The organism is Sphingomonas sp. CFBP 13733, assembly GCF_014841795.1.
GTDB lineage: Bacteria > Pseudomonadota > Alphaproteobacteria > Sphingomonadales > Sphingomonadaceae > Sphingomonas > Sphingomonas aerolata.
This window is the reverse complement of record NZ_JACYUP010000003.1, coordinates 43,072-68,584: the sequence shown is the minus strand read 5'-3', so window position 1 is coordinate 68,584 and position 25,513 is coordinate 43,072. Positions and strand designations below refer to the sequence as shown.

The following is a 25,513-nucleotide window of genomic DNA, read 5'->3' as shown; positions in this document are numbered from 1 at the left end:
TGCTCCCTCTGTATCCAGACATACGCACCGCCGCGCGCGATCCCGCATGGTTTTTGGCAGGTGGCGAGAATGGGCTTGCCGCCGCGATGCCGACGCTAGTGCTTGAAGCAGTGCGCGCGGTGCCATTGCAGGAAATGCGGGTGCGGCCGATCGGCGGCGCGGGCCGGCGCGGTGGCATAGCCGCTCGCGTTGACGACCCCGCGGATCGTGTCGGGATCATTGGCCTGGCGCGATACGAGGATGGCGAGATCATCGGCGAGCGACAACAGCCCGCGGTCGAACATCCAATGCGCGGTGCCCGACAGCGCGAGCCCGTTGCTGACGATATCGGGGCCGTTCGCCTCGACCGGGCGGATATGCGCCGCCTCGACCTCGGCACGGCCGCCGCCGTTGATCAGCTTCAGCCCGGTGATCGCGCAGCGTTCGTCATAGGCGCGCAGGACGGTGCGGCGGAATATCCGGTCGCGGACGATGCGGGAGGTGAGGCTGGCGATGCGCGGACGCGCGCCCTCGATCAGGAACGGGCTGCGCTCCTCGTGCCAATGGCTGTCGTCCACCGTGTCGGCCACGGCATCGCCGGTGCGCGGCAGCAGCGGGGTCTCGTCGTCGAGGCCGAGCGTGACGATGCGGTTGAAGTCGGCAGGCGAGATCGGGCGCACGGCGGACTGGGCGCGGCCGGATATCCGCCCCTGATCGTTCAGGACGCCCCGTTCGACCGGACCGTCAACGCCGGCAAAGGGCACGGGGGTCGCGAAGTCGAGATAGGAGCCGGGTTCGATGAGCGCGAGATACATCGCCGGCGTCGACGGATCGGGGATGATCCGCTCGACCTTGGCGACCGCGAAATAGCCGCGCGTGGCCGCGACCTTGCGCGGTTCGTAATAGAGGATCCAGTCGCCGATACTGGGCTGCGCACGGCTCAGATACTGGGCGGGAAACTGGTATCGTTCGGCCGGGCTGTCGTCGTAGATCGAGTCCGAGCGGTGAATGAATACGCCAAAGGCCATGGGCTGACCTTAGCGCATCGCCCCCGATCCACCAGCCGCGACAGCGCACGCCACGGCTGGAAGATCAGGCGAACATTTCCATCTGGCGCGGCTTCGGCGCGACGATCGGGCGGAGCTCGGCGCGGTCGGACAGCACAACGGGGCGCCAGTCCTCGGCGATAATGAACGGGCGGATCTTGGCGACCGAAACGGTCAGCCGCGCGACATCGGCGAGGTGGAGGCGGCGCCAGCGGCGGCTGGTCAGGATGCCGTTGACCGCCTTCACGCCGAGCCCGGGGACGCGGAGCAGCATCTCGCGCGGCGCACGGTTGACGTCGACCGGGAAGCTGCCGCGGAACTTCAGCGCCCAGGCGAGTTTCGGATCGATGTCGAGCGGGAGCATGCCGGTCGCGTCGTCCGCCGCGGCGACGACCTCGTGCGGCTGAAATTCGTAGAAGCGCATCAGCCAGTCGGACTGATAGAGCCGGTGTTCGCGCATCAGCGGCGGGCGCTGCAGCGGGAGCACCGCGCTGGCGTCGGGGATCGGGCTGAACGCCGAATAATAGACGCGGCGAAGACCGAACCGGTCGTACAATGTCGAGGCCTTGCGGACGATGTCGCCATCGGTCGCGGCATCGGCGCCGACGATCATCTGTGTCGACTGGCCCGCGGGGGCGAAACGCGGCGCGGACTTGTACTTGGCCTTGGCGTCCTTGCCGTCGACGATCGAGGCCTTGACCTCGCGCATCGCGGTCTCGATCCGGACGCCGTCCTTTTCGGGGGCGAGCCGCTTGAGCCCGCCTGCGGTCGGCAGCTCGACGTTGATCGACAGGCGATCGGCATAGAGCCCCGCCTGGTGGACGAGCTCGGGATCGGCGTCGGGGATCGTCTTGAGGTGGATATAGCCGCGGAAATGATGATCCTCGCGCAAGCTGCGCGCGACCTCGACCATCTGCTCCATCGTGTAGTTGGACGAGGCGATGATCCCCGAGGAGAGGAACAGCCCCTCGATATAGTTGCGCTTGTAGAAGGCGATCGTCAGGTCGACGACCTCCTTGGCGGTGAAGCGCGCGCGGCGGACGTTCGAGCTCTTGCGGTTGATGCAGTAATGGCAGTCGAAGATGCAGCTGTTGGTCAGCAGGATCTTGAGCAGCGAGATGCAGCGGCCATCGGGCGCATAGGCGTGGCAGATCCCCATGCCCTCGGTCGAGCCGAGCCCCTTGCCGTCCTTCGAATTGCGCTTGGCAGTGCCCGACGACGCGCAGGATGCGTCGTACTTGGCGGCATCGGCCAGGATCTCGAGTTTCTCACGGGTGTCGAGCTGGGCCATGCGTTCATCTTACGTTCCGCGCAGGGGCCTGTCGATTGATGCGGATCAACTGTCCGGGGGATTATCCAAACAGGCCAGCGACGTAGCGGATGATGTCGACGAAGCTGCCAAGGCTGATCGGGAGGAGCATCAGCGCGAGCGCATAGACGAGGAGCATGCGGCTGAGCGCCTTCTCATGGCGGAAGGCGGGTTTGCGCGGCGGAAGATCGTCCTTGCGCGGCCAGATCGTCGAGTCGTCGAGGAACATCCGACCATTATAGCGCGATTGCTCGCGTTTCGCAGCGGGTGACGCCTTTATGCCGCGACGAGGATGGTGGCGGCCTGAAGATCGACCGAGACGAGGCGGCTGACCCCGGGTTCGATCATCGTCACGCCGAACAGCCGGTGCATGCGGCTCATCGTGACCGCATTGTGCGTGACGACGAGGTAGCGCGTGGCGGTGTCGCGCGCCATCCGGTCGAGCAGGTCACAGAACCGGTCGATATTGGCGTCGTCGAGCGGCGCGTCGACCTCGTCGAGCACGCAGATCGGCGCGGGATTGGTCAGGAACAGCGCGAAGATGAGTGCGACCGCGGTCAGCGCCTGCTCGCCGCCCGACAACAGCGTCAGCGACTGGAGCCGCTTGCCGGGGGGCTGGGCGAGGATCTCGAGCCCCGCCTCGAGCGGATCGTCCGAATCGACGAGTTCGAGATGCGCGCTGCCGCCGTTGAACAGCGTTGCGAACAGCCGCTGGAAATGCCCGTTCACCGTCTCGAACGCCGCGAGCAATCGCTGTCGCCCCTCGCGGTTGAGCGTGCCGATCGAGCCGCGCAGCCGGTGGACCGCCTGACCCAGCTCGTCGCGTTCGACCGCATTGCCGATCGCCTCGCTCTCGAGTGCGGCGAGTTCTTGGTCGGCGACGAGGTTGACCGCGCCGATCCGCTCGCGCTCGGCGGTCAGGCGGTCCTGTGCGCGGCTCTCGTCTGCGGGGGTGCGGACATCGGCGGCCGCGAAGTCGAGGCGTTCGGGCAGGACAGGGGCGGGGCAGGCGAAACGCTCGCCCGACAGCCGCCCGAGCTCGCGGCGCTGCTGGTCCTGCGTATCGACGCGGACGAGCGCGCCGGCTCGGTGCTCGCGTGCCTCGGCGAGCGCTTCGGCCGCGCGACGATTCGCGTCGTCGGCGGTGCGGAGCGCGGCTTCGGCGGCGCGTTCGGCGGTCCGGAGTGTGTCGGCGTCCGCGCGCGCGGCGGTGTGCTCGGTATCGAGCGTGGCGATCGCGGCATCGAGGGTGGCGGGCCGGTCGGCGAGCGCCGCTGCATCGGCGGCGACGTCGCGGGCCCGGCGGTCCAAGGCGGTGATGCGGGTTGCCGCTTCGCCCGCGCGCGCACGCCAGCTGCGGATATCGGCCTGTGCGGCGGCGAGGCGTTCGCGCGTTTCGGCGCGCAGCCTGTCCTGCGCGGCGCGGTCGCTGCGCGCCTGTGCGACCGCGCCGCGGCGGCCCTCGGCGTCGCGGTGGAGCGTCGCGACCGCGTCGGCGCTGGCGCGGCCGTCGGGCAATGCCGCGGCCGCGGCCTCGGCGGCGGCGAGGTCCGCGGCGGCGTCGGCCTGTTCGGCATGGACGCGGTGCGCGCGCTGGTCGAGATCGGCACGCTGTCCGGCGCGGCGTTCGAGCGCCGCGGCGGCGCGATCCTCGTTGCGTTGCGAGTCACGGATGCGGGTCTCGGCGGCGGAAAGGTGGGCGCGGGCGTCCTGGGCGGCTTGGCGGTGCGCGGCGATCCGTTGGTCGGTCGCGGTGCGCGCCGCGTCATGCGTGGCGAGCGTGGCGGCGGCGGCGGGGCGCGCGGCCTCCAGCGCGTGCAAACGATTGCGACGTTCGAGCCGCTCGGCGGCCGCGGCGCCGCTGCCCTGTGCGACGAAGCCGTCCCAGCGCCGCAACATGCCGTTGCGGGTGACGATGCGCTGGCCGACTGCGAGCGGCTGGCCGTCGTCCTGGTCGGTGACGAAGACCTGGGCGAGCCGGCGCGCGAGGGACGCGGGGGCGTCGACGTCGGCGGCGAGCGCGGTGGTGTCGGGCGGGGGCGCGGGATCGCCGGGCGCGGGCACAGCGCCGGCCCAGGCGGCGGGGTCGGTATCCAGATCGTCGCCGAGCGCGGCGGCGAGCGCGCGCTCCAGCCCCGGCGTGGCGGTGACATGGTCGAGCAGCCGGTCGCGGCCGCCGCTCTGGGTTGCGCGGGTGAGCGCGGCGGCCTCGCTGTCGAGCGCGGCGAGTTCGGCGCGGGCGGTGGCGCGCGCGGTCTCGGCGGCATCGCGCGCGGCGATCGCTGTGCGTTCGTCGCTGTCGGCCTGCGCGAGCGCGTGGCGGGCAGCGGCGGCGTCCTCCAGCGCGGCGAGACGCGCCTCGGCGGCTGTGGCGCGATCCGCCTCGAGCGGGGCGGGGTCGCCGAGCGCGCGGTGCGCCGCCGCGATCTGCGCCGCGTCGCGTGCGGCGCGATCGGTGCGGGTGCGCGCGGCGGCGAGCGCGGCGGCGGCGACGCGCGCCTCGGCGACATCGCTCGCATGGCGGGTCATCGCCTGCGCCAGCGCGACCTCGACGTCGCGCGCGGCGCGTTCGGCCTCGGCCTGCGCCGCATCGAGCGCGGGAAGCGCGGCGGTGGCGGTGGCGATCGCGGCATCGAGCGCGGTGACCTCCGTCGTCAACCGGGTCAGCGCGTCGGCGGCGTCGCTGGCGAGGCTACCTTCGCGCAGCCGGTCCTCGGCGATGCGGCGGCGCGAGTCGGCGAGATCGGCGAGGCGGCGGTCGAGCGCGGTGCGTTCGGTCCGCAGGCCGGCCAGCGTGTGGCCGGTTTCGGCGGCATGGTCGCGCGCGGCGAGCGCGGCGGCGCGGGCGGTCGCGACCGCGGCGGCGGCGTCGTGCTGCGCCTTCGCGGTAAGGGATTCGGCGGCGGCGGCGGCGGCCACTTGCGCCTCGGCCTGCGCGGCGTCGGCGGTCGCGGCCTCGGCGGCGGCAGCGGCGTCGCGCCAGCGCGCGAAGATCGTCCGTGCCTCCGCGACGCGGATCTGGTTCGACAGCAGGCGATAGCGTTCGGCGGCGCGCGCCTGGCGTCTGAGCGCGGCGGCGCGTGCGTCCTGGTCGGCGATGACCGCATCGAGCCGTGCGAGATTGGCCTCGGTCGCACGCAGCCGCGCCTCGGCATCCTTGCGGCGGACATGGAGTCCGGCGATCCCGGCGGCATCCTCGAGCATCGCGCGGCGGTCGGCGGGCTTGGCGGCGATGACCGCGCCGATCCGGCCCTGGCTGACCAGCGCGGGGCTATGCGCCCCGGTCGCGGCGTCGGCGAAGAGCAGCCCGACATCCTTCGCGCGGACGTCGCGGCCGTCGATCCGGTAGGCGGACCCTGCGCCGCGTTCGATCCGGCGGACGATCTCACGTTCGTCGGCGCCGTCGGGGCCGGCGATCTCGGCGAGGATCGACACTTCGGCGAAATCGCGCGCGGGGCGGGTCGCGGTCCCCGCAAAGATCACGTCGTCCATGCCGGCACCGCGCAGCGACTTGGCGCTGGCCTCGCCCATCGTCCAGCGCAGCGCCTCGAGCAGGTTCGACTTGCCGCAGCCATTGGGGCCGACCACGCCGGTCAGCCCGGGTTCGATCACCAGGTCGGCGGGTTCGACGAAGCTCTTGAACCCGGTGATGCGGAGGCGTTTGATCTGCATGGCGCGCGCTCTCCCTTCACGATTGGCGAGCGTAGCGCGCTCCTGCTCTCCCGCGAAGGCGGCAGCCCGGACTGGGTCCCCGCCTTCGCAGGGACACATTCCGGGCTGCCGAATGCCCGCCGGACGGGATGCGGCTTACGCGCCGGCGGCCTTCAGCGCCTTTTCCATCTCGCTCCACGACAGCACGTTTTCCATCTTCTTGCCGTTCAGCAGGAAGGTCGGCGTGCCGGTGACGGTGCCCGACTGCATCGCGTTTTCGGTCGGCTTGGCCATGATCTCGAGCTGCTTCTGGTCGGCGAGGCAGGCGCGCGCCTTGGCCTCGGGGATGCCACGCTGCTTGACGAAGTCGATCGCCCCCATGTGCTCGGCGAGCTTGGTCGCGACCGCGGTCGGGGCGAGATTGGCGAGGCTCTGCTGCATCGCCGGGGGCATCGTCTGGAGCTTGTCGAGGAAGGCGTTCTGGTTCTGGTACATCTGCTCGAGGATCGGGAAGAACGGCGCGGTCCCGCCGCACTGGCCGAGCAGCGTCAGCGCGACGTCGGGCGCGCCGTGGACGAGGAAGTCGCGGAATTCGAAGCTGACCTTGCCGGTCGAGACGTAATTGTCGGTCAGCGGCTTGAACGCCTCGCGGCCGAACGCGCCGCAGGTCGGGCAGGAGCGCGCGCCATATTCGACCAGCTTGATCGGGGCATTGGGGTTGCCCATCAGATAGCCCTCGTCGGTCTTGACGACGGTTTCGGTCCAGTTCTGACCGGCGGGTGCGGCCGCCGCGGCGACGGGGGCCGCGGCCTGGGTGGTGTTCGACGAATCGCCCCCCGAACAGGCAGCGAGCGCGAGCGGCAGGACGGCGATGGCAGTGACGAACTTCATGCGGGATACTCCAACGAAATTAGCGGGCGCCGGCAGTGCGCAGCGCGGGTTCGAGCTGGGCCCAGCCGCCATGCGGCATGACCTTGCCGTTGATGAAGAAGGACGGCGTCGAATCGACCTCGGGCGGTGCCGCCGCGGTGATGGCGAGGATCCGGTCGATCTCCGCCGTATCCGCGAAGCACGCGTCGATCGCGGCGGCGGACAGCCCGCGCGCCTTGACCAGATCGGTCAGCCCCGCGCCATCGGCATAGGCCTTGAGCTGCGCCGGCCGCGGATAGAGGTTGATGCGCGCGGCGTTGACCTGCTGGAACTCGATCCCCTTTTCGAGCCAGGCGGGCTGCGCCGCGAAGATCGCCGCCGATGTCGGGAAGAAGCCACGCGGCCCGGTGCAGCGGGCGAGCACCGCCGCAGCGAGATCGAGCCGGTCACGGATCATGTGGCGGAATTCGAGGCTGGTCGATCCAGACGCGATCATCTTGCCCTTCAGCACCGCCTGCGACTGGGTCGAGAAATCGGCACAATGCGAACAGGTGTAGCTGGCATATTCGACGAGCTTGACCCGGGCTGCGGGGCTGCCGAGCACATAGGTGCCGCTCGCCGTCCGGGTGACGGGCACGGGCTTCGGGGCGGGCGCGGCCGCGGTGAGCAGCGCGAGACCGAACAACGCAAAGAACAGACGCATTCAGCTGATCCTGGGAAGGCCGCTCGTCGAGGCGACGCCGGCGGCGAGGGATTCGAGGACCGCACGCAGTTCGGGATCGGCGATGCCCTTCAGGCTGAGACCGAGATCGGCGGGAACGGTGCGGAGCGGGGGCGGCGCCGCCTTGACGCGCGGCTTCGCAACCTCGCCCTGGCGGATGGTGATGCGCGCGACCGCGGCGTAGCCGAAGAAGCGGTTCACGCGCTCGGTGATCTCGGGAATGACGTGCTGCATCATCGGCGCATGCGCGCCGCGCACGGTCAGGGTCAGAACGCCATCCTGTTTCTGTCCCATCGGGAAGCGGATCGATTCGGGCGTGCTGACACCGGAAAAGCGCTCGCCGACGATCTCGGGCCAGCGGCTGACGACCGAGGACTGGATGAAGCCGAAGCGCCGGAACGCCGCGCCGCCGATCGCGGGGAGCAGCTCGGCGACGGCGCGCGACCGGTTGGCGCGCGGCGCATCGGCGTCGACTTTGGGTTTGCGGGCAGCAGCTTTGCGGGCGGCGGTCTTGCGCGCGGGCGGAACGTCCGTCGTGCTGGCCGCGGTCGCGGACTTTTGTTCGGTGGTGATACCGGGCGGGTTGCTCATCGCGCCACCCATGCCATAGGCGGCGCGTGAACGCCAAGCGCTCTTCGGTCCCCGTGGCCCTGCTCGACTGGTATGACGCGCATCGTCGCGTGCTGCCGTGGCGCGCCCGGCCGGGCGAGACGGTCGATCCCTATCGCGTCTGGCTGTCGGAGGTGATGCTGCAGCAGACCACGGTCGCCGCGGTCACCCCGCGCTTCCTCGCCTGGACCGCGCGCTGGCCCGATTTTGCGAGCCTCGCCGCGGCGGACGATGCCGATGTGATGGCCGCCTGGGCGGGGCTCGGCTATTATGCCCGCGCGCGCAACCTGGTGAAGGCGGCGAAGGCGGTCGTCGCGGAGCATGATGGCGTGTTTCCGCGGACCGAGGCCGAGCTGCGGACGCTCCCCGGGCTCGGCGCCTATACCGCGGCGGCGGTGGCGGCGATCGCGTTCGGCGAGCGCGCGGTGGTGGTCGATGCCAATGTCGAGCGCGTCGTCGCGCGGCTGTTCGCGATCACGACGCCGCTCCCCGCCGCGCGTCCGGCGATCCGCGCGGCCGCGGATACGATCACGCCCGACATGCGAGCCGGCGATTTCGCGCAGGCGATGATGGACCTGGGATCGTCGATCTGCACGACGCGCAACCCCAAATGCCTGCTGTGCCCGCTCCGCCCCGACTGCGACGGCTTTGCGCAAGGCGAGCCCGAACGGCTGCCGGTCAAGGCAAAGAAAGCCGCCAAGCCGCAGCGTCACGGGACGATCTTCTGGCTCGAGCGCGACGGACAGGTCTTGCTGGTGCGCCGGCCCGACACCGGGCTGCTCGGCGGCATGCGCGCGCTCCCGACCGGGCCCTGGACCGACCAGCCGCCGGGGTTCGAGGCCGCACCGGCACAGGCCGACTGGCAGATGCTCGACGACCGCGTCACGCATGGCTTCACGCATTTCGACCTCGAACTCGGTCTTGCGGTGGCGCGGGTGGAGGCGCATCAACCCGGCGAATGGTGGCCCGTCGAGACCCTGGATACCGCCGGGCTGCCGACCGTTTTCGCCAAGGCCGCCCAGGCTATACGGGCGCGATAGGGAGGCCTGCATGACGCGTGCACACTGGATTTCGACTGGCGTCATCGCCGCACTGGCGGCGACCGCAGCCATCGGGCAGGCGCAGCGACAGGCCGCCCCCGGCCCTATCGCCGTCACCGAACGCGCGGGCGATCCCGCACGCGCCGCCTTGCCGAGCGTCGAACGGCTGTTCGACGGCTATGTCCGCGACAACAAGATGCCCGGTATCGTCGGCGCGTTCGACCTGGGCGACCGGCCGACCCTGTTCCTGGCGAGCGGCAAAATCGGCGACGAGCCGGGGCGGCCGTTCGCCGACGCCGATTCGTTGTGGCGGGTCTATTCGATGACCAAGCCGATCACCGGGATGGCGGCGATGATGCTGGTCGAGGACGGTCGGCTGAACCTCGACGATCCGCTGAGCAAATACATCCCCGCATTCAAGACGATGACGGTCGCGACCAGCCCCGACACGTCGCTGGCGACGCGGCCCGCGACGACGCCGATCACGATCCGCATGCTGCTGACGCATACTGCGGGGCTTGGCTACAGCATCAATGTGAAGGGGCCGCTGCTCAAGGAATATGAACAGCGCGGTGTGCTGCCGATGTCGGTCAATGCGCAGATGGAAACGCAGATGGCCAAGGTGCGCCCGACCTCGCTCGAGGACTTCGCGAACCGTGCAGCGACGCTGCCGCTGGTCGCCGAGCCGGGCACCAAATGGAGCTATTCGATCGGGCTCGACGTGATGGGCCGGGTGATCGAGGTGGCGAGCGGAATGTCGTTCGAGCGATTCCTGCAGACGCGGATGTTCGCGCCGCTGAAGATGAATTCGACCTTCTTCATGGTGCCACAGGACCAGCTGAAGCGGCTGGCGACCAACTATGCGTTCGTCGGCAACAACCGCACCCCGCTCGACCCTGCGGCGACGTCGGTGTTCGCCGAGCGGCCAAGCTTTCCCTATGGCGGCGCGGGGCTGGTGATGTCGGCGCGCGATTATGACCGGTTCCTGCACATGCTGCAGGATGGCGGGACGCTGGACGGCGTGCGGGTGATGAAGCCCGAAACGGTCGCGCTCGGCATGTCGAACCTGATGCCCAAGGGGGTGTCGTTCGGCGGGATCGGCACCGGGACCGGTGCGGCGGCCGCAGGTAATGCGATGGGGTTCGGCGCGGGCGGGTCGGTGTATCTCGCCGACGTGCCGGGCGGCGCATCGAAGGGCACCTATGGCTGGGGCGGCGCGGCGGGGACGTTCGCCTGGGTCGACCCGGTCCGTCATGTCCGGAGCACGGTGATGGTCAATTATTTCCCCGGGGAGAAATGGCCGTTGCGGAAAGAGGTGGTCGGCGCGCTGGTCGCCGATGTCGCGCGAAGCGGATCCGCGGGGGGCGTGCGCCGATGAACTTGACCGCGGATCTCATGCCCGATGTCGCACCGGGTTTTACCGGCGGGACGCTCGATCGTGCCGATGCTCTGCGCCACGATGCAGACGCACTGGCGGCGGCGCAGGGCGACTGGCGGGCGCGGTTGCTCGCGCTCGACGGTCTGTTGCCCGCCGTGACGGGCGAGGGGCGGCTCGAATGGACGTCGATGGCGGACTTGCCCGACGATGCCGAACCGATCCTGCTCGGGCTCGACGAGAGCGGGCGGCCGCATTTCACCGCGTTGCTGGCGGGCATGGGGGTCGACAACGCCCCGGCGATGCGCTCGCCCGCGCTGATGGCGGTGCTGGGCAGCCTCGCGCCGGGCGAGGCGGCGACCTATGCCGCGGCGCGCAGCGTGCTCGACTGGCATGTCCGGCACCGCTTCTGCGCGAAGTGCGGGACCGCGACGGCGATGTTCCGCGCAGGCTGGGCGCGCAAATGCCCCAATTGCGCGACCGAGCATTTCCCGCGCGTCGATCCGGTCGTCATCATGATCGCCGAGCATGACGGCCGCGCGCTGCTCGGGCGCGGCAAGGGGTGGCCGCCGGGGCGCTATTCGGCGCTGGCGGGGTTTCTGGAGCCCGGCGAATCGATCGAGGAGGCGGTCGCGCGCGAGATCGCCGAGGAATCGGGCGTGCGCGTCGGGCGGGTGCGCTATGTCGCGAGCCAGCCCTGGCCCTTTCCCTCGTCGCTGATGATCGCGTGCGTCGCGGAGGCCGTCGACGACGCGATCACGCTCGACGTGAACGAGCTGGAGGATGCGATGTGGGTGCCGCGCGAGATGGTGCGCGCGGTGCTGCGCGGCGAGGAGGGGCCGTTCCTGCCGCCGCCGCCCTATGCGATCGCGCACACCCTGCTGACCGTCTGGGCGAAGGGGTGACTCAGCCGCGCGTGCGCGCCTGGCGGTAGGTGCCCAGCACGCGGAGCCATTTCGAATGGAAGCCCAGCTCCTCGAGCGCGTGGTCGAGGTTCGCGTCGCCTGGCTTGCCGACCACATCGGCGTAGAATTCGGTCGCGGCAAAGCTGCCGTTGCGCTGGTAGCTTTCCAGCTTGGTCATGTTGACGCCGTTGGTCGCGAAGCCGCCCATCGCCTTGTAGAGCGCGGCGGGGACGTTGCGGACCTCGAAGATCAGCGTCGTCATCCAGTCGCCGCCCGCCGGATCCTGCGCCGCCGGTGGCTTGCCGCCGCGTGCGAGCGTGACGAAGCGGGTCGTGTTGTGATCGGCATCGGCAATGTCGGTCGCTAGCAGATCGAGCCCGTAGAGCGCGGCGGCGGCGGGTGGCGCGAGCGCGGCGATCGTCGGGTTGGCAAGCTCGGCGACCTTGGCCGCGGCGCCCGCGGTATCGGGGTAGCTTACCGGCTCGATACCGTGCGCCTTGAGCCAGTGGCGACACTGGCCGAGCGCCTGCGGATGGCTCATCGCCTGGCGGATACCGTCGCGCGGACCACAGCCCATCAGCGCGTGGCGGATCGGCAGGAAATGCTCGCCCGTGATCACCAGCCCCGATTCCGGGAGCAGGAAGTGGATATCGGCGACGCGGCCGTGGAGCGAATTCTCGATCGGGATGATCGCGCAGTCGGCGCGGCCGTCCTTCACCGCGTCGATCGCATCGGCAAAGTCGAAACAGGGCAGCGGCAGGCCGTCCGGAAATGCCTCGGTCGCCGCGACATGGCTGTTGGCGCCGGGCGCACCCTGAAACGCGACCGCGCGCGCGGGCTCCGCCATCGCGGCTTGGGTCATCCGCGCGACGATCGGACGGGCGGGGGCGGCGAAGTTTTCCATCGCCACGGCGCGTAGCCAGCGGGCCGGATGCAATCAAGGGCGCGCGGCGCCCGCGCAAGAGGGGGCGCAGCGTTTGCTTGCGGTGTCGGTCAGGCTTTTCTATGGCTGTCCTAAATCAAATAGGGGTGGGTGCGCTTTATGGACGACAGGACCAATACGATCGCCGGCTGGGTGCTCGCAGGTTGTGGTGCGGCGCTTGGGCTGTCGATCGTGGGGGGCATGTTGTTCCACGGCGAGCGCCCCGAGAAGATGGGCTATGCGATCGAGGGCGTCGTCGAAGAGGGTGCCGGCGGTGGCGCTGCCGAGGTGGCGATCGCGTCGCTGCTGCCGACCGCCGATGCTGCCAAGGGCGCCGAGGTCTTCAAGAAGTGCGCCGCGTGCCACACGATCAACCAGGGCGGCGCGAACGGGATCGGTCCGAACCTGTACGCGACGCTGGGCGAAGGGATCGCGCAGGGCAAGGGCGGCTATGCCTTCACCGACGCGCTGAAGGGCGTCGGCGGCAAGTGGGACTTCGACAAGATGAACGCGTGGCTGACCAGCCCGCGTAAGTTCGCGCCGGGCACCAAGATGACCTTTGCGGGATTGGGCAGTGCCGAGGACCGCGCGAACGTGATCCTGTATCTCAACCAGCAGGGGTCGAACCTGCCCTTGCCGGCAGCGCCTGCCGCCGGTGCAGAACCCGCCGCTGCTGGAGATCAGCCTGCGACCGCCAACGCCGCCGAGGCTGCGGTCGAGAACGGCGGCGATACCGCCGATATCGCGAACACCGGTACGGCGGCTTCGGGTGCGCCGTCGGTCGATCCTGAAGCCGCACGCAAGGGTGCGCGGACGGAGCAGTAATCGCGGCTCCCTCTCCTCGGTGAGGAGAGGGGCTGTTTCGGGGTGTGCGCCGCCTGGCGGCCCCTTGCCCCGGCCCTCTCCCCCGAGGGGAGAGAGGGCAGAAGGTCAGGCTCCTGCGGCCTCTGCGGCTTCGGCCGCAGCGCGCTCGCGGTAGAAGGACTGGACCGCGGCCCAGGCTTCATCGGCGGTCTCGACATAGCGGAAGATCGACAGGTCCTTTTCGCTGACCACGCCTTCCTCGACCAGCGCGTCGAAGTTCACCACGCGCTCCCAGAACTGGCGACCGAACAGCAGCACGGGGATCGGCTGGATCTTGCCCGTCTGGATCAGCGTCAGCAGTTCGAACAGCTCGTCGAACGTGCCGAACCCGCCCGGGAATGCGGCGAGCGCGCGGGCGTGCAGCAGGAAGTGCATTTTCCGGAGCGCGAAATAGTGGAACTGCACCGACAGCGACGGGGTAACGTACGGGTTGGGGGCCTGCTCATGCGGCAGGACGATGTTCAGCCCGATCGACTCGGCCCCGACATCGGTCGCACCGCGGTTCGCCGCTTCCATGATCGACGGACCGCCGCCCGAACACACCACGAACTGACGCCAGCCGCGCTCGTCGCGGGGCAGGACGCTGACCTTGGCGGCAAGCTCGCGCGCGACGTCGTAATATTTCGACTTCTCGACCAGCCGCTCGGCGATCTTCTTCGACTTTTCGTCGCTGGCGAGTTCGAGCAGCGCCTGTGCCTTGGCGGGCTCGGGGATGCGCGCCGAGCCGTAGAAGACGAAGGTCGAGGCGATCTTCGCTTCCTCGAGCACCAGTTCGGTCTTGAGCAGCTCGAGCTGGAACCGCACCGGGCGGAGATCTTCGCGGAGCAGGAAGTCCATGTCCTGGAAGGCGAGCCGGTAATGCGGATGCTGGGTCTGCGGCGTGGAAACGATCTCGCGGGCGGTTTCAGCGTCCTGGCTGGCGTTCGCGAAAACGCGTGAGGGAATGCGGGTATCTGTCATTTCGGCGGATTTAGTCGAAAGCCGTGCGCAGGGCTAGACCGGTGTACTAGCGGCAGAAATTCGCGCGATCGTCCTCGAGGTGGAGGTGATTGCGGTGCGCGGCGTTATAATCGGGGCTGAGCACCGTCCCGAACCGCTTGCAGGCCGAGGCGCGGATCGTCTGGAGGAATTGGCGAACCTGCGGGTCGGGCGAGGTCCAGTCGTTCAGGATGCTGATCCGTCGTCCGTCCTTCAGCACGAACCCGCCGATATCGACCGCGTTGGCGACCGCATGGCCCGAGCGGCGGCTCGCGTTGCGGGCCGAGCCGACCACGTTGCGGCACGCATAGCTGCCCATGCTGTCGATCCGCGCGAGTTCGCTGCCGAGCATCTGATAGGCGGCGGGGGCGACCGCGTTGCGCGTCCAGCCGATCAGCGCGCGCGCCGCGCCGCAGCGGACCGCGGTGAGGTTGGCGACCGGGACGCCGATATCGACCAGCTTGACGGTGCCCGCGAGCCCGCAGCCGGGACCGGTTTCGCGGTCGGGCAGGAGCTGGAACGAGACGTGGAGCTGACGCAGGTCAGCGAGGCATTGCGCGGTCTCGCGATTGCTCGGGACCGAGAGGTTGGGGCGGGTCTGTTGCGGCGCGGCGGGGCGATCGGCGCGGCCGCAGGCGGCGAGCGCGAGAATGGGCGCGAGCGCGAGCAGGACAGGGTAAAGGACGCGGTACATGGGGCCATCATCCCCGCGTGGCACCGGCTTGTCACGCGTCGCGGGGCGGCGTTGCGGCGAGTCGAGGCATGGGCGTGTGCGGCGCGGCCCTTCGACTTCGCTCGGGGCGAACGGGGGAGCGTGGCGACGGAAGCGCATGCGCGGACATGGTTGACTCGCCGCGCCACGTCGTTAGGGCCGGCGACGGGCCACGCGGTCCCAACGCCGCGCGTGCTCTCTGTGAGGAGAGATACATGACTGATACGACCTACGCCACCGCCACAGGTGCGCCTGTGCTGCCTGCAACCAAGCCGGCACGCCCCTTTTTCTCCAGCGGTCCCTGCGCGAAGCCTCCGGGCTGGTCCGCGGACAAGCTCGCCACCGATTCGCTCGGCCGCTCGCATCGCTCGAAGATCGGCAAGACCCGCCTCCAGTACAGCATCGACCTGATGCGTGAGCTGCTGAAGCTTCCCGATACGCACCGCATCGGCATCGTCCCCGGCTCCGACACCGGCGCGTACGAAATGGCGATGTGGACGATGCTGGGCGCCAAGCCCGTCACCGCGCTCGCCTGGGAAAGCTTCGGCGAGGGCTGGGTGACCGATGCGGTCAAGCAGCTCAAGATCGACCCGACCGTGGTGCGCGCCGATTACGGCCAGCTGCCCGATCTGGACTCGGTCGACTGGTCGAACGACGTGCTGTTCACCTGGAACGGCACCACCAGCGGCGTGCGCGTGCCCAACGCGGACTGGATCCCCGACGACCGCGAAGGCCTGTCGTTCGCCGACGCGACGTCGGGCGTGTTCGCCTATGACATCGACTGGACCAAGATCGATGTCGCGACCTTCTCATGGCAGAAGGTCCTCGGCGGCGAGGGCGCACACGGCGTGCTGATCCTCGGCCCGCGCGCGGTCGAGCGGCTCGAGAGCTACACCCCCGCCTGGCCGCTGCCGAAGGTGTTCCGCCTCGTGTCGAAGGGCAAGCTCGCCGAGGGCGTGTTTAAGGGCGAGACGATCAACACGCCGTCGATGCTGGCCGTCGAGGACGCGATCTTCAGCCTCGAATGGGCGAAGTCGCTGGGTAAGGACGGGCTGATCGCGCGGTCCGACGCGAATGCCGCGGCTCTGGACACGATCGTGGCGGAGCGCGACTGGCTCGGCCATCTCGCCGCCGATCCGGCGACGCGGTCGAAGACGAGCGTCTGCCTGACGGTCGAGGGTGCGGACGAGGCGATGATCAAGGCCATGGCCGCCGCGCTCGAAAAGGCGGGCGCGGCGTATGACGTGGCGGGCTACCGCGACGCGCCGCCGGGCCTGCGCATCTGGTGCGGCGCGACCGTCGACACGGCCGATATCGTCGCGCTCGGGCCGTGGCTCGACTGGGCCTACGCGACCGCCAAGGCGGGTTGAAGTCCGTCATTCCCGCGGAGGCGGGAACCCATATACTCTGCCGTCAGTGATTATGGATCCCCGCCTACGCGGGGATGACGGCTGTTAGCGAAGGTACAGCACATGCCAAAAGTCCTCATTTCCGACAAAATGGATCCCCGCGCCGCCCAGATCTTCCGCGAGCGCGGCGTCGAGGTCGACGAGATCACCGGCAAGACGCCCGCCGAACTGATGGCGATGATCGGCGACTATGACGGTCTCGCGATCCGCAGTTCGACCAAGGTCACCAAGGAGATCCTCGAGCACGCGACCAACCTCAAGGTCGTCGGCCGCGCGGGCATCGGCGTCGACAATGTCGACATCCCCGCCGCATCGGCCAAGGGCGTCGTCGTGATGAACACGCCGTTCGGCAACTCGATCACCACCGCCGAGCATGCGATCGCGCTGATGTTCGCGCTCGCCCGCCAACTGCCCGAAGCCGACGCCTCGACCCAGGCGGGCAAGTGGGAGAAGAACCGCTTCATGGGTGTCGAGCTGACGTCGAAGACGCTCGGGCTGATCGGCGCGGGCAATATCGGCTCGATCGTCGCCGACCGTGCGCGCGGGCTCAAGATGAAGGTCGTTGCGTTCGATCCGTTCCTGACGCCTGAGCGCGCGATCGAGATCGGCGTCGAGAAGGTCACGCTCGACGAGCTGCTCGCGCGCGCCGACTTCATCACGCTGCACACGCCGCTGACCGACCAGACGCGCAACATCCTCTCGGCCGACGCGCTCGCCAAGACCAAGAAGGGCGTGCGGATCATCAACTGCGCGCGCGGCGGGCTGATCGACGAGGTCGCGTTGAAGGCGGCGCTCGATTCGGGCCAGGTCGGCGGCGCCGCACTCGACGTGTTCGTCGAGGAGCCCGCCAAGGCTTCGCCGCTGTTCAACACGCCGAACTTCATCAGCACGCCGCATCTCGGCGCGTCGACGACCGAGGCGCAGGTCAATGTCGCGATCCAGGTCGCCGAGCAGATGGCCGATTTCCTGATGTCGGGCGGCGTCACCAACGCGCTCAACATGCCGTCGCTGTCGGCGGAGGAAGCGCCCAAGCTCAAGCCGTACATGGCGCTGGCGGAAAAGCTCGGTGCGCTGGTCGGACAGCTGACTCATGGCGCGGTGACGCGGATCTCGGTGCATACCGAGGGCGCGGCGGCCGAACTGAACCCCAAGCCGATCACCAGCGCGGTGCTGGCGGGCTATCTCCAGACGCAGACCGCCACCGTCAACATGGTCAACGCGCCCGTGCTGGCGCGCGAACGCGGGCTCGAGGTGCGTGAGGTGCGGACCGAGCGCGAGGCGGATTACCACACGCTGCTGCGCGTCTCGGTCAGGACCGAGGATGGCGAGCGCTCGGTCGCGGGCACGCTGTTCGGCGATTCGGCGCCGCGTCTGGTCGAACTGCTCGGGATCAAGATCGAGGCGGATCTGGCGGGGCCGATGCTCTATGTCGTCAACGAGGATGCGCCGGGGTTCATCGGTCGTCTCGGGACGGCGCTGGGCGAGGCGGGGGTCAATATCGGCACCTTCCATCTCGGCCGCCGCCAGGCGGGCGGCGAGGCGGTGCTGCTGCTGTCGGTCGACGAGGCGGTGACGCCGGAGCTGCTGACGAAGGTGCGCGCGCTGCCGGGGGTTAAGACCGCGATGGGTCTCAACTTCTAAGGCTCGCGAACGGGGGGCGAAGTGGTTAGAGGCACGCGCATGACTGCTTTGCTCCCCGAAGGTTTTCGAGACCGCCTGCCCCCCTTCGCCGATTCGGCAGCCGCGCTCGAAGCGCGTGTGCTCGAGGCTGCACGCCTGCACGGCTATGAGCGCGTCGATCCGCCGCTGGCCGAATTTGCTGATGGGCTAGAGATGCGGTTAAAGGCGGGCGGGCTGCACGATGCGGTGCGGTTCGTCGATCCGGTGTCGCAGCGTACGCTCGCGATCCGTCCCGACATCACCGCGCAGGTCGCACGGATCGCGGCCACGCGGATGGGGCATCACCCGCGGCCGGTGCGGCTGAGCTATGCCGGCTCGGTGCTCAAACTGCGCGCGTCGCAGCTCGCGCCCGCGCGCGAGACGCGGCAGATCGGCTGCGAGCTGATCGGGCTCGATTCGGTCGCCGCCGCGCAGGAGGTCGTGGCGGTCGCGGTCGACATGCTCGGTGCGGCCGAGGTCCGCGGCGCGTCGATCGATTTCACGCTGCCCGATCTGGTGTCGACGCTGGCGGCGGGCCCGCTGCCGGTCGCGCCTGACCAGGTCGCGACGCTGCGCGACCGGCTCGATGCCAAGGATGCCGGCGCGGTCGCCGCGCTTGCGCCCGCCTATCTGCCGCTGATCGAGGCGGCGGGGCCATTCGCGCCGGCGATGGAGCGGCTGCGGATGTTCGATACGACGGGCGCGCTCGCGTCGCGGCTCGACGCGCTCACGCGGATCGCCGCGGCGCTTGACGGCCGCGTCGCGCTGACGCTCGACCCGACCGAGCGGCACGGGTTCGAATATCAGACCTGGCTCGGCTTCTCGCTGTTCGCGGACGGCAGCGCGCGCGAGGTCGGGCGTGGCGGCACCTATACCGTGGTGCATGAAAGCGGTGCCGAGGAAGCGGCAACGGGCTTCTCGCTGTTCGCCGACCCGCTGGTCGACCGGGTCGTCAGGGTCGATCGTCGCCGGCTGTTCCTGCCGCTGGGTACGCCGGCGGCGGATGGTGCGGCGATGCGGGCGCAGGGCTGGGTCACGGTCGCTGCGCTCGACGCGGGCGATACCCCCGAAGCGCAGGTCTGCACGCATCTTTGGGTGGCGGATGCGCCCCGCGCGCTGTAGGCGCTGCGGGTAATTCTCAGGAGATAGAGTTTGGCCAACGTAGCAGTCATCGGCGCGCAATGGGGCGACGAAGGCAAGGGCAAGATCGTCGACTGGCTCGCCGAGCGTGCCGACATGGTCGTGCGGTTCCAGGGCGGTCACAATGCCGGCCACACGCTCGTCGTCGGCGAGAATGTGTACAAGCTATCGCTGCTGCCGTCGGGCATCGTCCGCGGCACGCCGTCGTTCATCGGCAATGGCGTGGTGCTCGATCCCTGGGCGCTCAAGGACGAGATCGCGCGGCTCGGCGCACAGGGTGTCGTCGCGACGCCCGAGACGCTGCGCATCGCCGATACCTGCGCGCTGATCCTGCCGTTCCACCGCGATCTCGACGGTCTGCGCGAGGATGCGAGCGGCGCGGGCAAGATCGGGACGACGCGTCGCGGCATCGGCCCGGCCTATGAGGACAAGGTCGGTCGCCGTGCGATCCGCGTGTGCGACCTGGCGCATCTCGACGATCTGGGGCCGCAGCTCGACCGTCTGACCGCGCATCACGATGCGCTTCGCGCCGGGTTCGGCGAGCCGCCGATCGACCGTGCGGCGCTTATCGCCGAGCTGCGCGAGATTGCCGGCTTCGTCCTGCCGTTCGCCAAGCCCGTGTGGCGCGACCTGAACGCGGCGCGCTCGGCCGGCAAGCGGATCCTGTTCGAGGGTGCGCAGGGCGTGCTGCTCGACGTCGATCACGGCACTTATCCGTTCGTTACTTCGTCGAACACGATTGCGGGCGCTGCGGCGGGCGGTTCGGGCCTGGGGCCAAGCGCGGTCGGGTTCGTGCTCGGGATCGCCAAGGCGTACACGACGCGGGTCGGGTCGGGGCCGTTCCCGACCGAGCTCGAGAACGAGACCGGCGAGCGGCTGGGCGTGCGCGGGCATGAGTTCGGGACGGTGACGGGGCGCAAGCGTCGTTGCGGCTGGTTCGACGCGGTGCTGGTGCGCCAGTCGGCGGCGGTCGGCGGCATCACGGGGATCGCGCTGACCAAGATCGACGTGCTCGACGGGTTCGAGACGGTGTCGATCTGCACCGGCTACCGCCTGCGCGGCGAGACGCTCGATTATTTCCCGGCGCATGCCGCCGACCAGGCGCTGGTCGAGCCGATCTACGAGACGATGGAAGGCTGGCAGGAAACGACCGCCGGTGCGCGCAGCTGGGCGGATCTGCCGGCGCAGGCGATCAAGTATATCCGGCGTATCGAGGAGCTGATCCGTTGCCCGGTGGCGCTGGTCTCGACCAGCCCGGAGCGGGCGGACACGATCCTGGTGCGGGATCCGTTCTCCGACTGAGGCGACGGTCGCTGACACGAAAAAGGCCGGGCGATTGCCCGGCCTTTTTTTTGGGGATCAGCCCGTGTGGCTCAGCGCGGCGGGGTGCCGCCCACGGTGCCGCCAGTTGTTGCCGAGCCGCCCATGGTGCCGCCCATCGTGCCACTTGCGGCCGTGCCGCCCATCGTTCCACCCATGGTGCCCGGGCCGGTGCTGCCGGTCGACATCGAACCAGAGGTCGTGCCGGTCGTGGTGCCGGTGCCGGTCACCGTATCGGGACCCGTGGTCGTACCGGTCGTCGTACCCGTCGTGCCGCGCGTGCGGCTACGGGCGCGGGTACCGCGCTGCGTGCGGGTCTGGGTCGCGGAATCGGTGGCCGTGGTGCCCGACTGCGCCGTCGAACCCGTGGACATGCCGCCCATCGCGCCGCCGGTGGTGCCGCCACCCATGGTACCGCCCATCGTGCCACCTGCGGTACCGCCGGTGGTCTGGGCCATGGCGGCGGCCGGAAGGATCAGGGCTGCCGCTGCGATCGAGGTCAGAATACGCATGTTTCTCTCCTATCGTGTTGGAGACACAGCGTTTCGGTTCGACTTATGTTCCCGGGTCAGCCGCATTGGCCGCGGTGGAGCAGCGCCTGATCGGCAAGGACGAGTGCGACCATCGCCTCGACGACGGGCACGCCGCGGATGCCCACGCAGGGGTCGTGGCGGCCCTTGGTAGCGATCGTCGCGGCCTCGCCGGACGGACTGATCGTCTCGACGGGGGTGAGGATCGAGCTGGTCGGCTTGAACGCGACCCGCAGGCGGATCGGCTGGCCGGTGGCGATGCCGCCGGCAATCCCGCCGGCATGGTTGGCGAGGAATTCAGGCCCTTCCACGCCCGGTCGCATCGGGTCGGCATTGGCCTCACCCGACAACGCGGCGGCGGCGAACCCGTCGCCGATCTCGATCCCCTTGACCGCGTTGATGCTCATGCAGGCCGAGGCGAGTTCGGCGTCGAGCTTGGCATAAAGCGGCGCGCCCCAGCCCGCGGGGACGCCGGTCGCCTCGCACGCGATCACCGCGCCGAGCGACGATCCCGCCTTGCGCGCGGTGTCGACGAGCGCTTCCCAGCGCAGCGCCGCTTCGGCATCGGGGCAGAAGAACGGGTTCTCGTCGATCTGCCCGTCGTCGAAGTTCGTCGGGTCGATCGCGTCGCCGCCAATCGCCTCGACCCAGGCGCGGACGCGGACCTGCGGCACGACGAGCCGCGCCACCGCGCCGGCGGCGACGCGCGCCGCGGTCTCGCGCGCGGATGAGCGGCCGCCGCCGCGATAATCGCGAAACCCGTATTTGGCATCATAGGCATAGTCGGCGTGGCCGGGGCGATAGGCCTTGGCGACGTCCGAATAGTCCTTCGAGCGCTGGTCGACATTCTCGATCATCAGGCTGATCGGCGTGCCCGTGGTGCGGCCGTCGAACACGCCCGAGAGGATCCGCACGGCGTCGGGCTCGCGCCGCTGCGTGGTGAAGCGCGAGGTGCCGGGGCGGCGCTTGTCGAGCCAGGGCTGGATGTCGGCTTCGGTGAGGGGGATGCCGGGGGGGCAGCCGTCGACCACCGCGCCGAGCGCGGGTCCGTGGGACTCGCCCCAGGTGGTGAAGCGGAACATCCGCCCGAAGCTGTTCACGCTNCGCCGCAGCAACACCATCGATATTCGTCATCACGTCATCATTCCCGAACCGGCATATCCGGTAGCCTTCGGCTTCTAATAACGCGGTTCGCCGTTTGTCATAGGCCTGCGCATCGGCGGACGCGTGCGTGTCACCGTCGATTTCGATGACGAGCGCAATCTCGGCGCAAAGAAAGTCGACGATATAGGGACCAATCCAGACTTGGCGGCGGAATTTGAGGCCGGCCAGCTGGCGGTTGCGGAGGATTTGCCAGAGGCGATGTTCGGGCTCGGTGGGCGCTTTGCGTGCATCGCGTTGACGATCTCGCGCTGCGACACCGGGTGGCCGTTTCATCCCCTCACCCTCCCATGCTTCGCACGGGCCCCTCCCTCTCCCCTGAAGGGAGAGGGGGTAGTCTGTGCTTCTGCCGTTTACACCAGTGCGATGTCGGGGGCGTCTTCGGCCTTCATGCCGATCACGTTGTAGCCGGCGTCGACATGGTGGGTTTCGCCCGTGACGCCCGATGCCAGGTCGCTGAGCAGGTACAGCCCCGCGCCGCCGACATCGTCGATCGTCACGTTGCGCTTGAGCGGCGAGTTGAGCTCGTTCCACTTCAGGATCAGGCGGAAGTCGCCGATCCCGCTGGCGGCCAATGTCTTGATCGGGCCCGCCGAGATCGCGTTGACGCGGATATTGTCGCGGCCGAGATCGACTGCGAGATACTGCACGCTCGTCTCGAGCGCGGCCTTGGCGACGCCCATCACGTTGTAATGCGGGATGACCTTCTCGGCGCCGTAGTAGCTGAGCGTCAGCATCGAGCCGCCCGGGTTCATCATCTTCGCCGCACGCTGCGCGACCGCGACGAACGAATAGACGCTGATGTTCATCGTCATCAGGAAATTGTCGAGGCTGGTGTCGACGAACCGCCCGCGCAGCTCGTTCTTGTCCGAAAAGCCGATCGCATGGACCACGAAGTCGATCGTCGGCCATTCCTCGCCGAGCTTGGCGAAGGTCGTGTCGAGCGCGCCCATGTCGGAGACGTCGCAGTCGAACAGCCGCGCGACGCCCAGTTGCTCGGCGAGCGGGCGGACGCGCTTCTCCATCGTCTCGCCCTGATAACTGAACGCGAGCTCCGCGCCGGCCTCGGACAGCTTCTTGGCGATCCCCCAGGCCAGCGACTTGTCGTTCGCCAGCCCCATGATCAACCCACGCTTGCCCGCCATCAAACCGTTCACGCCGTTCTCGCCTTCGCCTCTACCTCGTCAGCCGGTTGCTCTAGCGCTGTTTCGAGGGGTTCCGCCAGTGCCGCGTTCAAATGCGCCCCGAATACCAGCCCCAGACCGATGACGTAGAAGAACAGAAGCATGATGACGACGCCCGCCAGGCTGCCATAGGTCAGGTCATAGCCACCAAGGCTCGACAGGACGATCGGCAGCAATGCGGTTGCGCTGATCCACCAGACGGCGGTGAAGAGCGCGCCGGGCCATTTGCGGCATTTCGAATAGCGATAGCGCGACGGCGTCACCGAGTAGAACAGCAAGTACAGCGCGCCGAACATCAGCAGCGCGGGGATTAGACGCGACAGGCCGACCCAGCCCGCGGCGTCCTGCGCGAAGGGGACGAGGCGGTAGATGAACTGTTCGGCCGCGGTCAGGATGCCCTGTACCAGGAAGGAGAGCAGCGCCATGATCACCGAGCCGACGATCACCGCGGACGATCCGAGACGCGATTTCCAGAAGGGTGCGGTCGCCTTGATGCCGTAGGCGCGGTGGAAGATGTCGCGGATCGTCTCGACGAAGCTGCCGACGGTCCACAGCCCGACCAGCGCGCCGAGCCACAGCAGCGAGCCGGTGCGCGCGGCGAGCACGTCGGCGATCGGCTTGCGCAACAGGTCGGCGACGTTGGGGGGCAGAACATGGAGGAAGGATTCGACCGCACGGATCGTCTCGGTGCTCTGGCCGAACAGCGACAGGATAGCAGCCGCCACGATGAAGAACGGAAAGACCGTCATCAGCGCGAGATAGGCGAGGTTGCCCGCGTGGATGAAGCCGTCGTTGAACACGCCGACCGCGGCGCGCTTGACGACCTCGAAGGCGTGGCTACCCGGCTTGACCTTCGCCATGCCGCGATTGAGGCGCCTGCGCGCGCCGCCATGGTCGTGGGCGCGCGCCTCGGGCGTAAGATTGCTGTCGTTCACAAGGCGTTCAGACGCCCATGGCCCCCCGCGGGTTCCCGGCATTGCTCTTTGCCCAGCCCTCGACGAAGTCAACGAGCGCCTTGTTGTCGGCCGGAATGTCGATGATCAGCGTGACAAGCTGATCGCCGCGGCCACCGGTCTTCTTGTGGAAGCCCTTGCCCTTGAGGCGCAGCGTCTTGCCCGAGGTCGTGCCTTTGGGGATCGTCAGCATGACAGGCTTTTCGACCGTCGGCGCCTTGATCGAGCCGCCGAGTACCGCCTCGGCGAGGCTGATCGGCAGGTCGATGCGGACGTCGTCGCCGTCGCGCGTGAAGAAGCGGTGCGGCTGGACGTCGATCGTCAGGATCGCGTCGCCGGCGCCGCCCGGGCCCTGCTCGCCCTTGCCCGCGAGCTTCATCTGCGTGCCACTCTCGACGCCTGCGGGCAGTTTCAGATCGAGCGTCTTGCCATCGGAGAGCGTGACGCGCTGAGGCTCGAGCGTCGCCGCGTCGACGAACGGGACCTGCAGGCGATAGGCGACGTTTTCGCCCTTGGGCTGCGGGCGCCGACCGAAGCCGCTCGCGAACCCGCCGCCACCGCTGCGCTGGGCGCCGCCGAACAGCCCTTCGAAGATGTCGCTCATGTCGGGGCCGCCGCTCTCATAGCCTTCGCTGCGAAAGCCGCCGCCGGGCTGAGGACGTCCGCCGCCGCCTCCGCCGAAACCGAACGGCGCAGCGGGGTTTCCGTCGCCGTCGATCTCGCCGCGATCGAAGCGCGCGCGCTTGTCCTTGTCGTTCAGCAGGTCGTACGCGTTGGTGACCTGGCTGAACTTTTCCGATGCCTTCGGATTGTCCTTGTTGCGGTCGGGATGAAGCTCCTTGGCGAGCTTGCGATACGCCTTCTTGATGTCGGCTTCGTTCGCGTCGCGGGCAACGCCCAGGGTCTTGTACGGATCGGCCACTTAGGTCCCCACTCTGTCTTGCGCGTCTATGTGGGGCCGCGGCGGGCGCAACGCAATTCCCGTGCCGTGCGTTTGGCGGGCGAGAGGAGACGATGATGGCTGACAAGCAACCGATGCAGGGCGTGCCCGAGGGCGATGACGGTGCCAAGCAGAAGGACGGGGTGAACGACGCGCCGGCCAAGGACAAGGGCGGCGAGAGTGGCGGCGGATCCTATCCGAACCCGCATGAGGGGAAGGACTGACGCGCGTCTCGT

At 69.1% G+C, this 25,513-nt stretch carries 24 protein-coding genes and 1 pseudogene; 9 read left to right on the top strand and 16 right to left on the bottom strand.

Features of this window, described 5'->3' with window-relative positions; all coding sequences use genetic code 11:
- Window positions 1-95: 95 nt before the first annotated feature.
- The 7 genes from IFT71_RS08780 to IFT71_RS08750 form a co-directional block, all read right to left on the bottom strand.
- The gene (locus IFT71_RS08780; RefSeq protein ID WP_192140359.1) at window positions 96-1,007 is read right to left on the bottom strand and encodes an HNH endonuclease; all 912 of its coding nucleotides are present in this window, start codon (window positions 1,005-1,007) and stop codon (window positions 96-98) included.
- Window positions 1,008-1,071: 64 nt separating this feature from the next.
- Complete coding sequence (locus IFT71_RS08775; RefSeq protein WP_192069609.1) at window positions 1,072-2,316, bottom strand: putative DNA modification/repair radical SAM protein; 1,245 nt, start codon at window positions 2,314-2,316, stop codon at window positions 1,072-1,074.
- A 61-nt stretch (window positions 2,317-2,377) separates the two neighbouring features.
- A complete protein-coding gene (locus IFT71_RS08770; protein WP_031394247.1) occupies window positions 2,378-2,563 on the bottom strand; it encodes a hypothetical protein in 186 nt (61 codons plus the stop codon).
- Window positions 2,564-2,610: 47 nt separating this feature from the next.
- A complete protein-coding gene (locus IFT71_RS08765; protein ID WP_192140357.1) occupies window positions 2,611-6,006 on the bottom strand; it encodes a chromosome segregation SMC family protein in 3,396 nt (1,131 codons plus the stop codon).
- 135 nt (window positions 6,007-6,141) lie between these two features.
- Window positions 6,142-6,876 carry a thioredoxin domain-containing protein gene (locus tag IFT71_RS08760; protein WP_166746289.1) on the bottom strand — a complete coding sequence of 245 codons (735 nt, stop codon included), beginning with the start codon at window positions 6,874-6,876 and terminating at the stop codon, window positions 6,142-6,144.
- 19 nt (window positions 6,877-6,895) lie between these two features.
- Complete coding sequence (locus tag IFT71_RS08755) at window positions 6,896-7,558, bottom strand: DsbA family protein (protein WP_042466643.1); 663 nt, start codon at window positions 7,556-7,558, stop codon at window positions 6,896-6,898.
- Entirely contained in the window at window positions 7,559-8,167 is a 609-nt protein-coding gene (locus IFT71_RS08750; RefSeq protein WP_084215154.1) for a DUF721 domain-containing protein, read from the bottom strand.
- Between the two features lie 26 nt (window positions 8,168-8,193).
- Here IFT71_RS08750 and IFT71_RS08745 point away from each other — a divergent pair, with 26 nt between their 5' ends.
- Genes IFT71_RS08745 through nudC form a run of 3 tightly spaced genes read left to right on the top strand, consistent with a single transcriptional unit; the run spans window position 8,194 to window position 11,505 of the window.
- Complete coding sequence (locus tag IFT71_RS08745) at window positions 8,194-9,225, top strand: A/G-specific adenine glycosylase (protein ID WP_037529879.1); 1,032 nt, start codon at window positions 8,194-8,196, stop codon at window positions 9,223-9,225.
- 10 nt (window positions 9,226-9,235) lie between these two features.
- Window positions 9,236-10,603 carry a serine hydrolase domain-containing protein gene (locus IFT71_RS08740; RefSeq protein ID WP_192140355.1) on the top strand — a complete coding sequence of 456 codons (1,368 nt, stop codon included), beginning with the start codon at window positions 9,236-9,238 and terminating at the stop codon, window positions 10,601-10,603.
- The gene (nudC, locus tag IFT71_RS08735; RefSeq protein ID WP_244654849.1) at window positions 10,600-11,505 is read left to right on the top strand and encodes an NAD(+) diphosphatase; all 906 of its coding nucleotides are present in this window, start codon (window positions 10,600-10,602) and stop codon (window positions 11,503-11,505) included. Before IFT71_RS08740 ends, nudC begins: the two co-directional genes overlap by 4 nt.
- 1 nt (window position 11,506) lies before the next feature.
- On the opposite strand, the gene IFT71_RS08730 is transcribed toward nudC, so the two are convergent.
- Window positions 11,507-12,409 (bottom strand): prephenate dehydratase, encoded by a 903-nt coding sequence (locus IFT71_RS08730; RefSeq protein WP_192141173.1) that lies wholly within the window; start codon window positions 12,407-12,409, stop codon window positions 11,507-11,509.
- Between the two features lie 138 nt (window positions 12,410-12,547).
- On the opposite strand from IFT71_RS08730, the gene IFT71_RS08725 reads away from it, so the two are divergent.
- Entirely contained in the window at window positions 12,548-13,252 is a 705-nt protein-coding gene (locus IFT71_RS08725) for a c-type cytochrome (protein ID WP_031396507.1), read from the top strand.
- Window positions 13,253-13,357: 105 nt separating this feature from the next.
- Here IFT71_RS08725 and IFT71_RS08720 read toward each other — a convergent pair whose 3' ends face one another.
- Both IFT71_RS08720 and IFT71_RS08715 read right to left on the bottom strand, forming a co-directional pair.
- Window positions 13,358-14,251, bottom strand: coding sequence for an LOG family protein (locus tag IFT71_RS08720; RefSeq protein WP_056407191.1), 894 nt, complete (start codon window positions 14,249-14,251; stop codon window positions 13,358-13,360).
- 46 nt (window positions 14,252-14,297) lie between these two features.
- On the bottom strand, window positions 14,298-14,963 hold the full coding sequence (locus IFT71_RS08715) for an extensin family protein (protein ID WP_192098542.1): 666 nt from the start codon (window positions 14,961-14,963) through the stop codon (window positions 14,298-14,300).
- A gap of 233 nt (window positions 14,964-15,196) precedes the next feature.
- Between IFT71_RS08715 and IFT71_RS08710 the strand changes: the two genes are divergently transcribed.
- The 4 genes from IFT71_RS08710 (at window position 15,197) to IFT71_RS08695 (ending at window position 20,491) form a co-directional block, all read left to right on the top strand.
- Window positions 15,197-16,351 carry a phosphoserine transaminase gene (locus tag IFT71_RS08710; RefSeq protein WP_192140353.1) on the top strand — a complete coding sequence of 385 codons (1,155 nt, stop codon included), beginning with the start codon at window positions 15,197-15,199 and terminating at the stop codon, window positions 16,349-16,351.
- Between the two features lie 102 nt (window positions 16,352-16,453).
- Window positions 16,454-18,031 (top strand): phosphoglycerate dehydrogenase, encoded by a 1,578-nt coding sequence (serA, locus tag IFT71_RS08705; RefSeq protein WP_192140351.1) that lies wholly within the window; start codon window positions 16,454-16,456, stop codon window positions 18,029-18,031.
- 39 nt (window positions 18,032-18,070) lie between these two features.
- The gene (locus IFT71_RS08700; RefSeq protein ID WP_192140349.1) at window positions 18,071-19,171 is read left to right on the top strand and encodes an ATP phosphoribosyltransferase regulatory subunit; all 1,101 of its coding nucleotides are present in this window, start codon (window positions 18,071-18,073) and stop codon (window positions 19,169-19,171) included.
- Window positions 19,172-19,201: 30 nt separating this feature from the next.
- Window positions 19,202-20,491 (top strand): adenylosuccinate synthase, encoded by a 1,290-nt coding sequence (locus tag IFT71_RS08695; RefSeq protein WP_031440105.1) that lies wholly within the window; start codon window positions 19,202-19,204, stop codon window positions 20,489-20,491.
- A gap of 71 nt (window positions 20,492-20,562) precedes the next feature.
- Here IFT71_RS08695 and IFT71_RS08690 read toward each other — a convergent pair whose 3' ends face one another.
- The 6 genes and pseudogenes from IFT71_RS08690 to IFT71_RS08665 form a co-directional block, all read right to left on the bottom strand.
- Window positions 20,563-21,021 (bottom strand): hypothetical protein, encoded by a 459-nt coding sequence (locus IFT71_RS08690; protein WP_192140347.1) that lies wholly within the window; start codon window positions 21,019-21,021, stop codon window positions 20,563-20,565.
- A gap of 56 nt (window positions 21,022-21,077) precedes the next feature.
- Window positions 21,078-22,142 (bottom strand): annotated as a pseudogene (gene aroC / locus IFT71_RS08685) (chorismate synthase); the annotation flags it as partial.
- Window position 22,143: 1 nt separating this feature from the next.
- On the bottom strand, window positions 22,144-22,476 hold a 333-nt coding region (locus tag IFT71_RS08680), incomplete at its 3' end, for an endonuclease domain-containing protein (protein ID WP_244654848.1).
- A 77-nt stretch (window positions 22,477-22,553) separates the two neighbouring features.
- Window positions 22,554-23,357, bottom strand: coding sequence for an enoyl-ACP reductase FabI (gene fabI, locus IFT71_RS08675; RefSeq protein WP_342212625.1), 804 nt, complete (start codon window positions 23,355-23,357; stop codon window positions 22,554-22,556).
- The gene (locus tag IFT71_RS08670; protein ID WP_342212624.1) at window positions 23,354-24,319 is read right to left on the bottom strand and encodes a YihY/virulence factor BrkB family protein; all 966 of its coding nucleotides are present in this window, start codon (window positions 24,317-24,319) and stop codon (window positions 23,354-23,356) included. Before IFT71_RS08670 ends, fabI begins: the two co-directional genes overlap by 4 nt.
- 7 nt (window positions 24,320-24,326) lie before the next feature.
- A complete protein-coding gene (locus IFT71_RS08665; RefSeq protein WP_192140336.1) occupies window positions 24,327-25,259 on the bottom strand; it encodes a DnaJ C-terminal domain-containing protein in 933 nt (310 codons plus the stop codon).
- 95 nt (window positions 25,260-25,354) lie between these two features.
- Here IFT71_RS08665 and IFT71_RS08660 point away from each other — a divergent pair, with 95 nt between their 5' ends.
- Window positions 25,355-25,501 (top strand): hypothetical protein, encoded by a 147-nt coding sequence (locus IFT71_RS08660; protein ID WP_156360378.1) that lies wholly within the window; start codon window positions 25,355-25,357, stop codon window positions 25,499-25,501.
- Window positions 25,502-25,513 lie beyond the last annotated feature (12 nt).

Coding starts and splice junctions, on each gene's coding strand:
- IFT71_RS08780 (WP_192140359.1), bottom strand. CDS start 1,007: ATGGCCTTTGGCGTATTCATTCACCGCTCGGACTCGATCTACGACGAC.
- IFT71_RS08775 (WP_192069609.1), bottom strand. CDS start 2,316: ATGGCCCAGCTCGACACCCGTGAGAAACTCGAGATCCTGGCCGATGCC.
- IFT71_RS08770 (WP_031394247.1), bottom strand. CDS start 2,563: ATGTTCCTCGACGACTCGACGATCTGGCCGCGCAAGGACGATCTTCCG.
- IFT71_RS08765 (WP_192140357.1), bottom strand. CDS start 6,006: ATGCAGATCAAACGCCTCCGCATCACCGGGTTCAAGAGCTTCGTCGAA.
- IFT71_RS08760 (WP_166746289.1), bottom strand. CDS start 6,876: ATGAAGTTCGTCACTGCCATCGCCGTCCTGCCGCTCGCGCTCGCTGCC.
- IFT71_RS08755 (WP_042466643.1), bottom strand. CDS start 7,558: ATGCGTCTGTTCTTTGCGTTGTTCGGTCTCGCGCTGCTCACCGCGGCC.
- IFT71_RS08750 (WP_084215154.1), bottom strand. CDS start 8,167: ATGAGCAACCCGCCCGGTATCACCACCGAACAAAAGTCCGCGACCGCG.
- IFT71_RS08740 (WP_192140355.1), top strand. CDS start 9,236: ATGACGCGTGCACACTGGATTTCGACTGGCGTCATCGCCGCACTGGCG.
- nudC (WP_244654849.1), top strand. CDS start 10,600: ATGAACTTGACCGCGGATCTCATGCCCGATGTCGCACCGGGTTTTACC.
- IFT71_RS08730 (WP_192141173.1), bottom strand. CDS start 12,409: ATGGAAAACTTCGCCGCCCCCGCCCGTCCGATCGTCGCGCGGATGACC.
- IFT71_RS08725 (WP_031396507.1), top strand. CDS start 12,548: ATGGACGACAGGACCAATACGATCGCCGGCTGGGTGCTCGCAGGTTGT.
- IFT71_RS08720 (WP_056407191.1), bottom strand. CDS start 14,251: ATGACAGATACCCGCATTCCCTCACGCGTTTTCGCGAACGCCAGCCAG.
- IFT71_RS08715 (WP_192098542.1), bottom strand. CDS start 14,963: ATGTACCGCGTCCTTTACCCTGTCCTGCTCGCGCTCGCGCCCATTCTC.
- IFT71_RS08710 (WP_192140353.1), top strand. CDS start 15,197: ATGACTGATACGACCTACGCCACCGCCACAGGTGCGCCTGTGCTGCCT.
- serA (WP_192140351.1), top strand. CDS start 16,454: ATGCCAAAAGTCCTCATTTCCGACAAAATGGATCCCCGCGCCGCCCAG.
- IFT71_RS08700 (WP_192140349.1), top strand. CDS start 18,071: ATGACTGCTTTGCTCCCCGAAGGTTTTCGAGACCGCCTGCCCCCCTTC.
- IFT71_RS08690 (WP_192140347.1), bottom strand. CDS start 21,021: ATGCGTATTCTGACCTCGATCGCAGCGGCAGCCCTGATCCTTCCGGCC.
- IFT71_RS08660 (WP_156360378.1), top strand. CDS start 25,355: ATGGCTGACAAGCAACCGATGCAGGGCGTGCCCGAGGGCGATGACGGT.